8 protein-coding genes are annotated in these 9,791 nt (G+C 69.5%); 5 read left to right on the top strand and 3 right to left on the bottom strand.

The genetic code is table 11. The features are described 5' to 3' along the window. Positions 1-87 precede the first annotated feature (87 nt). Together ACFYZ3_RS31110 and ACFYZ3_RS31105 are read left to right on the top strand one after the other, a co-directional pair. A complete protein-coding gene (locus tag ACFYZ3_RS31110; protein ID WP_262377051.1) occupies positions 88-216 on the top strand; it encodes a hypothetical protein in 129 nt (42 codons plus the stop codon). Positions 217-294: 78 nt separating this feature from the next. Next, complete coding sequence (locus tag ACFYZ3_RS31105; RefSeq protein WP_388524601.1) at positions 295-1,725, top strand: VWA domain-containing protein; 1,431 nt, start codon at positions 295-297, stop codon at positions 1,723-1,725. A 24-nt stretch (positions 1,726-1,749) separates the two neighbouring features. Here ACFYZ3_RS31105 and ACFYZ3_RS31100 read toward each other — a convergent pair whose 3' ends face one another. From ACFYZ3_RS31100 to ACFYZ3_RS31090, 3 genes are all read right to left on the bottom strand, one after another. Then, positions 1,750-2,622, bottom strand: a complete 873-nt coding sequence (locus ACFYZ3_RS31100) for a hypothetical protein (RefSeq protein WP_388524598.1) — start codon at positions 2,620-2,622, stop codon at positions 1,750-1,752. 182 nt (positions 2,623-2,804) lie between these two features. Continuing rightward, a complete protein-coding gene (gene sppA / locus ACFYZ3_RS31095) occupies positions 2,805-3,911 on the bottom strand; it encodes a Ser/Thr/Tyr protein phosphatase SppA (RefSeq protein WP_388524596.1) in 1,107 nt (368 codons plus the stop codon). A 377-nt stretch (positions 3,912-4,288) separates the two neighbouring features. Further along, positions 4,289-5,401: a LacI family DNA-binding transcriptional regulator gene (locus ACFYZ3_RS31090; RefSeq protein ID WP_003975000.1), complete on the bottom strand. Its 1,113-nt coding sequence runs from the start codon at positions 5,399-5,401 to the stop codon at positions 4,289-4,291. A gap of 418 nt (positions 5,402-5,819) precedes the next feature. Here ACFYZ3_RS31090 and hisC point away from each other — a divergent pair, with 418 nt between their 5' ends. The 3 genes from hisC (at position 5,820) to cydB (ending at position 9,742) form a co-directional block, all read left to right on the top strand. Continuing rightward, positions 5,820-6,899: a histidinol-phosphate transaminase gene (gene hisC / locus ACFYZ3_RS31085; protein ID WP_388524593.1), complete on the top strand. Its 1,080-nt coding sequence runs from the start codon at positions 5,820-5,822 to the stop codon at positions 6,897-6,899. A 312-nt stretch (positions 6,900-7,211) separates the two neighbouring features. Continuing rightward, on the top strand, positions 7,212-8,717 hold the full coding sequence (locus ACFYZ3_RS31080) for a cytochrome ubiquinol oxidase subunit I (protein ID WP_388524590.1): 1,506 nt from the start codon (positions 7,212-7,214) through the stop codon (positions 8,715-8,717). Between the two features lie 20 nt (positions 8,718-8,737). Continuing rightward, positions 8,738-9,742: a cytochrome d ubiquinol oxidase subunit II gene (gene cydB / locus ACFYZ3_RS31075; protein WP_388524587.1), complete on the top strand. Its 1,005-nt coding sequence runs from the start codon at positions 8,738-8,740 to the stop codon at positions 9,740-9,742. The last annotated feature ends 49 nt before the right edge of the window (positions 9,743-9,791 follow it).

The following is a 9,791-nucleotide window of genomic DNA, read 5'->3' as shown; positions in this document are numbered from 1 at the left end:
CGCTTGCCCACGATGTTCCCCCTCGGTCCAAGTACGGGCTCTGGTACGACCGTAGTCCATGTGCCGCTTCTAATAATGCTCTTCTCGATGAAGATCTCGCAGGACATCCGTCGGCAGCACGGGAGCAGCAAGGGCGAGATCGAGGAGGGCATGGCGCAGAAGTCGAAGGAGTTCGCGGCGGCGGGCAACCGCGTGTACCTGCCGATCGCGGACTGAGCGTACCGGCGCGGGAGGGGACAGGCCGCCCGGTCGGCCCTCTCCCCGCCGAGGGGTTCCGCTCGGCAGACTGGGCGCATGACAGCCACCTCCCTGAGCAAGGGTGCCAACGTCGCCGTCGACTCCCCCGCCGTGCGCGCCGAACTCGTCTGGTCCCCCGGACCGGGCGTCCCCGAGGTCGACGCCTCCGCCCTGCTGCTCACCTCGGCCGGGCGGGTGCGGGACGACGGTGACTTCGTCTTCTACAACCAGCCCCGCCACACGTCCGGCGCGGTGGGCCACCTGGGCAAGCGGGTCGGCCCCGGTGCGAACGCGGGGCTCACGACCGATGCCGTCGAGGTGGATCTGCGTGCGGTCGAGGCGTCGGTCGAGCGCATCGTCCTGTGTGCCTCGGCGGACGGCGGCGCCTTCGGCCGGGTTCCGGGGTTGTCACTGCGGTTGCTGGACGCCGCGACCGGCACCGAACTGGCCCGGTTCGACATCACGGCCGGGACGGAGACCGCGCTGGTCGGCGGCGAGTTGTACCGGCGTGGAGGGAGGTGGAAGTTCCGTGCGGTGGGACAGGGGTATGCCTCCGGGCTGGCGGGGCTGGCGACCGACTTCGGCATCACCGTGGACGACGACGCTCCCCCGACGGCGCCCGCCACCCCGGCCACGGCCCCGCCCACGGCTTCCCCCGTCTCCGCCCCGCCGGCGGCGCCCGTACCGCCACCGGGCCCGGTCCCGGCGCCGGCCGCCGCCGGGCCCCGGTTCACCAAGGGTGAGGAACGCCTCCCCGTGGACATGCGCAAGCGGCTGTCCCTGCGCAAGGAGCAGGTCGCGGTCAGCCTGAGCAAGCACGGGGCGGCCGGGACCACCGCGCGCGTCGTCCTCGTACTGGACGCCTCCGGGTCCATGTCCTTCCTCTACTCCAAGGGCGTCGTCGCGGACGTCGTGGAGCGGATGGCCGCCGTCGCCGCGCAGTTGGACGACGACGGCGAGATGCAGGCCTGGACCTTCGCCTCCACCCCGGCGCGCCTGCCCGACCTGCGCCTGGGCGAGCTGCCCGAGTGGCTGCGGCTGCACGTGCGGGTGGGGGAGATCAGCCTGTTCCGGCGGGGCAGGAAGAAGGGCCTGCACCCCGAGCAGGTCGACATGCGGGCGGTCGGCATCCAGAACGAGGAGCAGAAGGTGATCGCCGAGGTCCGCGCCTTCGTCAGGGCCAATCCGGCACCGGTCCCGACCCTGGTGCTGTTCTTCTCCGACGGCGGTGTCTACCGCAACGCCGAGATCGAGCGGGAGCTGCGGGAAGCCGTGGAGGAGCCCGTCTTCTGGCAGTTCGTCGGGCTCGGGCGCTCCAACTACGGAGTACTGGAGCGGTTCGACACCCTGCCGGGCCGCCGCGTCGACAATGTCGGTTTCTTCGCCGTCGACGACATCGGCACCGTACCGGACCCGGAGCTGTACGACCGTCTGCTGTCCGAGTTCCCGTCCTGGATCACTGCCGCCGGCCGGGCGGGCATCCTTTGAACCGCTGCCCGCCCGTGCCGGTGGCTATTCGGGCCGGTGTTCCGGGCCACCGAAGTCCGGGCTGCTGTAGTCCGGGCTCGAGTAGCTCGGACGCGGGCCCGCGTCGGGGCCGCCGTCGGGGCTGGTGAACCCGGGACGGCCGTAGCCCAGGTGCGGCATACGGCTGCTGCCCGGCGCCGCCGGTTCCGCGCGGCGCAGTGCCGCCGTCCCCGGGTCGCTGAGCGCCTCCCGGAGGAAGGGCAGTATGCCGCGTTCCAGCAGGGCCTCGTGCCAGGCTTCCCGGGCCCGGGCCACCTCCTCGTCGCGTGCGCTGTAGAAGCCGGACTCGGCCGAGGGGCGGTTGCGCAGCGCGGTGAGCAGCAGCCCCACCGCGGCAACGAGGATCGCCACCGCGGTCACGGCGCCGAACACCCATCCCGTGGTGAGCATGGTCTGCGCGAAGGTCTGCCCCGGGTCGAGCATCTTCAGGAGATAGCCGACCAGCAGGAATATCGCCGCGGCGGTGCCGGCCAGGACCGGCGCCAGGACGGCGACGACGGCGACGGCCCCCGCACCGGTCGCCTCGGCCATCTCGCCCATGGTGGCGGCGAGTCCCCCCGCGCTCGTGCCCTGCTCCTGGGAGCCGGACTCGCGCGTGGCGGGCGACGGGCCGGAGGACGCCGGGTGGCGCAGTTCCTCGCGGACCTTCACGTAGTGCTGGTACTCGGTCGTGGCCGTCGCCGTGATGAGGGCGGTGGCGTTGAGTGCCATGGTGCGCAGTTGTTCGGAGTTGAGCCGCTGACCGGCAGCGGCCAGCTCCGGGCGGTGTGGTGCGGAGCGCAGCGCCTCGTCGAGGACCCGCTCGTACTCCTGGCGGTCCTCGCTCGGCAGGTGCTGCGGAACGCTGTTCATGTGCATCCCCCGATGCTCCGTAGGGCTTGGGGCTCGCATGCCAACGAGCCGTCGGGCAGAAACGGAGGGGAGCCTGCTACGGATAAGCCGATGGTAGAGCGGTGACGGTGGAGGGTGACAGGGGGTTTCCAGAAATTGGGTGCCGGTCTGTACGGTCGGCACCCCCGCAATAGCCGCTCGGTTAACGGTCAGACATCCAAGGGAAGTTGCTGGACCAGCAGCTTTCCGGCCATGGTGACGCCGCCGTCCATCGCGATGGCCAGCCCCTCCGCGTAGACGTGCGGTCCCTCGACCACGGTGCGGGTGTCGTCCTCGCCGTCCTCGGAGCCGACTTCGCCCAGCAGGTAGGGGATGGGGCTGTGGCCGTGAACGATCCGGGTGCCGCCGTACGTATCAAGCAGTGAGCGCACGGCGTCGGCGCCGCCCTCGTCGCGGAAGGAGAAGCGCTTGGTGAACTTGCGGAACAGGTCCCACACTTCTTCCGCGTCGTTGCGGGTGATCGTCTCGCGGACGGTGTCGTTGACCTCTTCGATGGAGCGGCCGTAGTCGAGGTAGGTCGTGGCGTCCGAGTGGACCAGGAGGTGGTCGTCGACCTCCTCCATGGCGTCGAGGCGGGCCATCCACTGGAGGTGGTGGTCCTGGAGGCGGTCCATGTCGGTCTTCTGGCCGCCGTTCAGCAGCCACGCGGCCTGGAAGGTGGCGGTGCCCGCGCCGGAGTTGACGGGTGTGTCGCCGAACCGCTTGGCGCCGAGCAGCAGCAGTTCGTGGTTGCCCATCAGCGCCTTGCAGTAGCCGCCGGCCGCGGCCGCCTCGGCGGACAGCCGCATCACCAGGTCGATGACGCCGATGCCGTCCGGGCCGCGGTCGGTGAAGTCGCCGAGGAACCACAGCCGGGAGGTGCCCGCGCACCACTGGCCGGCGTCGTCGACGAGGCCCTTCTCCCGCAGGGCGGCCAGCAGCTCGTCGAGGTAGCCGTGCACGTCGCCGACGACGAAAAGGGGCCCCTGCCCGGTCGCGGGCTGCTGCACCGCCGCCGGTGCGGGGTCGACCGTGACCTGGACCGTGTCACCCCGACGGATGACGGGCAGATCGCGCTGTGTGGGCGTGTAGCCCTCGGGCAGGGCCTCTTCGAGCCCCTCCTCGGAGGGCGGTGCCGACTCGCCCGCGTGCGTGCCGGGGGCAGCGTACGGAGCGGTCTCGTGGACGTACGCGGGCACCCGGAAGTCGCGCACCGTCGCCGTCCGCTCCACCTCGGGTCCCTGACCGGCCCCCTGAGTCATCGACCCCTCCACCATCGCGCCGCATCTGCACCGCTTCGGACTGCCTGGTCGCAGCGGCCCGCGGTGTGTGGGCCCATCATAGGAATGCGGATCGCGCTGTGTGATGACCCAGGGGTGGTGAATCAGGCCAGGACTCCGGTTCGCTGCGGCTTTCGCCCCGATTGGGCCCGGCTTCGCCCGTCCGCGACCGTGGCCCGGCCGTGTTCCGGACGCGCCGGTGTTGCCTTCGCCGCCCTGTTTCGCCGCCCTGTTCAGCCGTCGTTCCGCTTCTCGTGGTTCGCCGTTCTTCGCCGTTCTTCGCTGTTCTTCCCCCTGCGCCCCGCATCGGCCGGGTCGCGCGTACGGCCGCGACCCGGCCCCGCGCCCGGCGTCCCGGAGACGCCGGACGCGCCCTACTCGCCCTCCGGCGACCGCGGCGGGCTGACCGTCGTACGCGGCGGGCGCCGCTGCGACGAGGTACGCACGATCAGTTCGGTCGGTATCACCTGCTCGACCGGCTGGTCGGAGTGCAGCCCCTCGATCGCGTCGATGAGGACCTGGATCACGGCGGTGCCGATGCGGCGGGGCTTCAACGACAGGGTGGTGATGGGAGGCTCGGTGCTGGCGTACACGGTGGACTCACTGCAGCAGACCAGCAGCAGGTCCTCGGGTACGCGCAGACCGTAGCGGCGGGCGGCGGCGAGCAGGTCGGTGCCGTTCGGATCGAACAGTCCGTAGACGGCGTCGGGCCGGTCGGGGCGGGCGAGCAGCCGGTCGGCGGCCACCGCGCCGGCGCACGGATCGTGGGCGGGGTAGGCCTCGTAGACCGGGTCCTGGCCGACGCGCTCGCACCAGCGCAGGTAGGCGGTGGTCGACAGATGGGTGTACGTGTCGGTCGTGGTGCCGGTGAGCAGGCCGATCCTGCGCGCCCCGGCGTCGGCGAGGTGGTCGAGGATGCCGAGCACGGCTGCCTCGTGGTCGTTGTCGACCCAGGCGGTGACCGGAAGCGAGCCGGCCGGGCGACCGTCGGAGACGACGGGCAGGCCCTGGCGGACCAGTTCGCTGACGACCGGGTCGTGGTCCGAGGGGTCGATGACGACCGTGCCGTCGAGCGCGACGTTGGACCACACGTCGTGACGGGAGGTCGCCGGGAGGATGACGAGGGCGTAGCCGCGGGCGAGCGCGGCGGACGTTGCGGCGCGCGCCATCTCGGCGAAGTACGCGAATTCGGTGAAGGTGAAAGGTTCATCCCCGTACGTCGTCACGGTCAGGCCGATGAGCCCGGACTTGCCGGTGCGGAGCGTGCGGGCGGCGGCCGAGGGCCGGTAGCCCAGTCGGTCGGCGACCTCGCGCACATGGCGCCGGGTGGCATCCGGGAGTCGGCCCTTGCCGTTGAGGGCGTCGGAGACGGTAGTGATGGATACTCCGGCGGCGGCGGCCACGTCCCTGATACCCGCCCGGCCCGGCCGGCTGCCTCGACGTGAGGTTTCCGCGCGGCTCACCTGGTGCTTCCCTGCTGCTGTCATGGCGAGCCGATAGTAGGGCTCATGGGGTGGGGTAGTGCGGACGCATATGCACGCGTTGACAGTCACGTTTCTGCAAGATCATTAACGCCTAACAGCCTTGGAAAGCAAGTCAGTTGGGTCCAGTCATCCCATTACCTGGCGTGTTGACCAGTGAGTGCCTGCGGGGTGGCGGATGTTGCGAAGAGGTCTCAACTCACCTGCACGAGGGATGCGCGCCACGGCGTGAGCCACCGGCGCGTAGATATATGTGCGGCGCGCCCCCCGAATCGTGCGCCTTCGTGCACTGATGCCCCTGATGCCAGTGTGACGGACGAGGTCTGCCCCACCCCGCCCGTCTCTCCCGCCTATACGCAGCGGCGGCGAATCCTCATAAGGTGAGAAGTATTCGATGCCGGTGGTGGTCACGAGGAGGACTGCGGTGAGCGAGACGAGCCCCAAGCTGCGCGCCGAGCTGGAGGGGATTCCCACCTACAAGCCGGGCAAGCCCGCCGCGGCCGACGGTCCCGTGGCCTACAAGCTGTCCTCCAACGAGAACCCCTACCCGCCGCTGCCGGGAGTGATGGAGACGGTGACGGCCGCCGCCTCCTCCTTCAACCGCTACCCGGACATGGCCTGCACGTCGCTGATGGCCGAGCTGTCCGACCGCTTCGGGGTGCCCCTGGCCCACCTGGCCACCGGCACCGGTTCGGTCGGTGTGGCCCAGCAGCTGATCCAGGCGACCTCGGGCCCCGGCGACGAGGTGATCTACGCCTGGCGCTCCTTCGAGGCGTACCCGATCATCACGCAGATCAGCGGCGCGAGGTCCGTGCAGGTCCCGCTGACGCCGGGCGAGGTGCACGACCTGGACGCCATGGCGGACGCGATCACCGACCGCACCCGGCTGATCTTCGTCTGCAACCCCAACAACCCCACGGGCACGGTGGTACGGCGGGCCGAGCTGGAGCGGTTCCTGGACCGGGTGCCGAGCGACGTGCTGGTGGTCCTGGACGAGGCCTACCGCGAGTTCATCCGGGACGCCGAGGTCCCGGACGGCGTCGAGTTCTACCGTGAGCGCCCCAACGTCTGCGTCCTGCGTACCTTCTCCAAGGCCTACGGCCTGGCAGGACTGCGGGTCGGGTTCGCGATCGCCCACGAGCCGGTGGCGGCGGCGCTGCGCAAGACGGCGGTGCCCTTCGGGGTCAGCCAGATCGCGCAGGAGGCGGCGATCGCCTCGCTGCGCGCGGAGGACGAGCTGATCGGCCGGGTCGGCTCGCTGGTGTGCGAGCGCACCCGCGTGGCCGACGCCCTGCGTGCGCAGGGCTGGACGGTGCCGGAGAGCCACGCCAACTTCGTCTGGCTGCGGCTGGGGGAGCGCACGCTCGCCTTCGCGAACGCCTGTGAGCAGGCCGGCGTGGTCGTCCGCCCCTTCGCGGGCGAGGGCGTGCGCGTGACGGTCGGGGAGAATGAGGCGAACGACATCTTCCTGAAGGTGTCGGAGGAGTTCCGCAAGGAGCTGTAGCCCCACGTGGGGCGGGACGACAGCCGCACACGGGGCGAGACGACGAGGCGCGGGACGGCAGGTGCCGTCCCGCGCTTTCGCATGCCGCGGGGCCGTCGTCCACTCCTCGAACTCAACGGTCTGTTGAAGTTCCGGCAGAGGGGTTGACGTCACAGGGGACCCCCCTTCCGGTGTCGAAAAGCAGTAGGTCATAATTGCTTGTGAATGTGAACGCGTTCACAAGCGTGTCCCGATTGCGCCCGCTTGGGTGTGACAAACGCGCTCAAACCGCCGCTGACCACGGCGGTGTGGCGATGTGAGGAGAGTGACGACGTGGACATGGCCCTGGCGCCGGAGACGCTGGCGCGATGGCAGTTCGGCATCACGACCGTCTACCACTTCCTGTTCGTCCCGCTGACGATCTCGCTGGCCGCCCTCACGGCCGGACTGCAGACCGCCTGGGTCCGCACGGAGAAGGAGAAGTACCTCAGGGCGACCAAGTTCTGGGGCAAGCTCTTCCTGATCAACATCGCGATGGGTGTCGTCACCGGCATCGTGCAGGAGTTCCAGTTCGGTATGAACTGGTCCGACTACTCGCGCTTCGTCGGCGACGTCTTCGGTGCCCCGCTCGCCTTCGAGGCGCTGATCGCCTTCTTCTTCGAGTCCACCTTCATCGGCCTGTGGATCTTCGGCTGGGACAAGCTGCCCAAGAAGATCCATCTGGCCTGCATCTGGATGGTCTCGATCGGCACGCTGCTGTCGGCGTACTTCATCCTCGCGGCCAACTCCTGGATGCAGCACCCCGTCGGCTACCGGATCAACGAGGAGAAGGGCCGCGCCGAACTCACCGACTTCTGGCAGGTCCTCACCCAGAACACCACCCTCAACCAGGTCTTCCACAGCTTCTCGGCGGCCTTCCTCACGGGCGGCGCCTTCATGGTCGGCATCGCCGCCTTCCACCTGATGCGCAAGAAGCACATCCCGGTGATGCGGACCTCGCTCCGGCTCGGCCTGGTGACCCTGGCCGTCGGCGGCCTGCTCACCGCGGTCAGCGGCGACACCCTCGGCAAGGTCATGTACGAGCAGCAGCCGATGAAGATGGCCGCCGCCGAGGCCCTGTGGGACGGCGAGAAGCCGGCACCGTTCTCGGTGTTCGCCTACGGGGACGTGGACAAGGGGCACAACAAGGTCGCCCTGGAGATCCCCGGGCTGCTGTCCTTCCTCGCGCACAGCGACTTCGAGTCCTACGTGCCCGGCATCAACGACACCAACAAGGCCCTCCAGGAGCAGTTCGGCCCCGGTGACTACAAGCCCATCGTCCCCGTCGCCTACTGGGGATTCCGCTGGATGATCGGCTTCGGCATGGCGTCCTTCTCCCTCGGCCTGCTGGGCCTGTGGCTGACGCGGAAGCGGTTCCTGCTGCCACCGGCCCTGCGTACCGGGGAGGAGGAGGTACCCCACCTGGTGCTGCTGAAGAAGCCGCTCGGGGCGAGGCTCTCCCGGATGTACTGGCTGCTGGCGCTGTGGACGATGGCGTTCCCGCTGATCGCCAACTCCTGGGGCTGGATCTTCACCGAGATGGGCCGGCAGCCCTGGGTGGTCTACGGCGTGATGCAGACCCGGGACGCGGTCTCCCCCGGCGTCTCCACGGCCGAGGTGATCATCTCGATGTCCGTCTTCACCCTGCTGTACGCCGTCCTGGCCGTCATCGAGGTCAAGCTCCTGGCGAAGTACGTGAAGGCCGGACCGCCCGAGCTGACCGAGGCCGACCTCAATCCGCCCACGAAGATCGGCGGCGATCTCCGTGACGCCGACAAGCCGATGGCCTTCTCGTACTAGGCCGAGGGAGCTGCACAGTCATGGAACTGCACGACGTCTGGTTCGTTCTGATCGCCGTCCTGTGGACCGGCTACTTCTTCCTGGAGGGCTTCGACTTCGGGGTCGGAGTGCTGACCAAGCTGCTCGCCCGGAACCGGGCCGAGAAGCGGGTGCTGATCAACACCATCGGTCCCGTGTGGGACGGCAACGAGGTGTGGCTGCTCACGGCCGGCGGTGCCACCTTCGCCGCCTTCCCCGAGTGGTACGCCACGCTCTTCTCCGGGTTCTACCTTCCCCTGCTGGTCATCCTGGTCTGCCTGATCGTCCGTGGGGTCGCCTTCGAGTACCGCGTGAAGCGGCCCGAGGAGAACTGGCAGCGCAACTGGGAGACGGCGATCTTCTGGACCTCGCTGATCCCCGCGTTCCTGTGGGGCGTGGCCTTCGGCAACATCGTCCACGGCGTGGAGATCGACCGGGACCTGGAGTACGTCGGCTCGGTCTGGGACCTGCTCAACCCGTACGCCCTCCTCGGCGGTCTGGTGACGCTGACGCTGTTCACCTTCCACGGCACGGTGTTCACCGCGCTCAAGACCGTCGGTGAGATCCGTGAGCGGGCGCGGACCCTGGCCCTGCGGGTCGGTCTGGTCGCGGCCGTGCTGGCCCTGGCCTTCCTGCTCTGGACGCAGGCCGACAGCGGCGACGCCAAGAGCCTGGTCGCCCTCGTGGTGGCCGTCGCCGCCCTCGTCGCCGCGCTGCTGGCGAACCAGGCCGGGCGTGAGGGCTGGTCGTTCGCCCTGTCCGGCGTCACCATCGTGGCCGCCGTGGCGATGCTCTTCCTGACGCTCTTCCCGAATGTCATGCCGTCGACGCTGAACGCGGACTGGAGCCTCACCGTCACCAACGCCTCGTCCAGCGCCTACACGTTGAAGATCATGACCTGGCTGGCCGTGATCGCGACACCGGTCGTCCTGCTCTACCAGGGCTGGACGTACTGGGTGTTCCGCAAGCGCATCGGCACCCAGCACCTCGCCGACGCCGCGCACTGAGTCCTGGGGTGCGTTTCACGTGAAACGTCGCGAAACGTCGGAACGCATC

Source organism: Streptomyces sp. NPDC001599 (genome assembly GCF_042893535.1).
In the GTDB taxonomy this organism is placed as follows: domain Bacteria; phylum Actinomycetota; class Actinomycetes; order Streptomycetales; family Streptomycetaceae; genus Streptomyces.
Note: the sequence above shows the minus strand (reverse complement) of the source record. Positions and strands in the feature narration are given on the sequence as shown.

Coding starts and splice junctions, on each gene's coding strand:
- ACFYZ3_RS31110 (WP_262377051.1), top strand. CDS start 88: ATGAAGATCTCGCAGGACATCCGTCGGCAGCACGGGAGCAGCAAGGGC.
- ACFYZ3_RS31105 (WP_388524601.1), top strand. CDS start 295: ATGACAGCCACCTCCCTGAGCAAGGGTGCCAACGTCGCCGTCGACTCC.
- ACFYZ3_RS31100 (WP_388524598.1), bottom strand. CDS start 2,622: ATGCACATGAACAGCGTTCCGCAGCACCTGCCGAGCGAGGACCGCCAG.
- sppA (WP_388524596.1), bottom strand. CDS start 3,911: ATGGTGGAGGGGTCGATGACTCAGGGGGCCGGTCAGGGACCCGAGGTG.
- ACFYZ3_RS31090 (WP_003975000.1), bottom strand. CDS start 5,401: ATGACAGCAGCAGGGAAGCACCAGGTGAGCCGCGCGGAAACCTCACGT.
- cydB (WP_388524587.1), top strand. CDS start 8,738: ATGGAACTGCACGACGTCTGGTTCGTTCTGATCGCCGTCCTGTGGACC.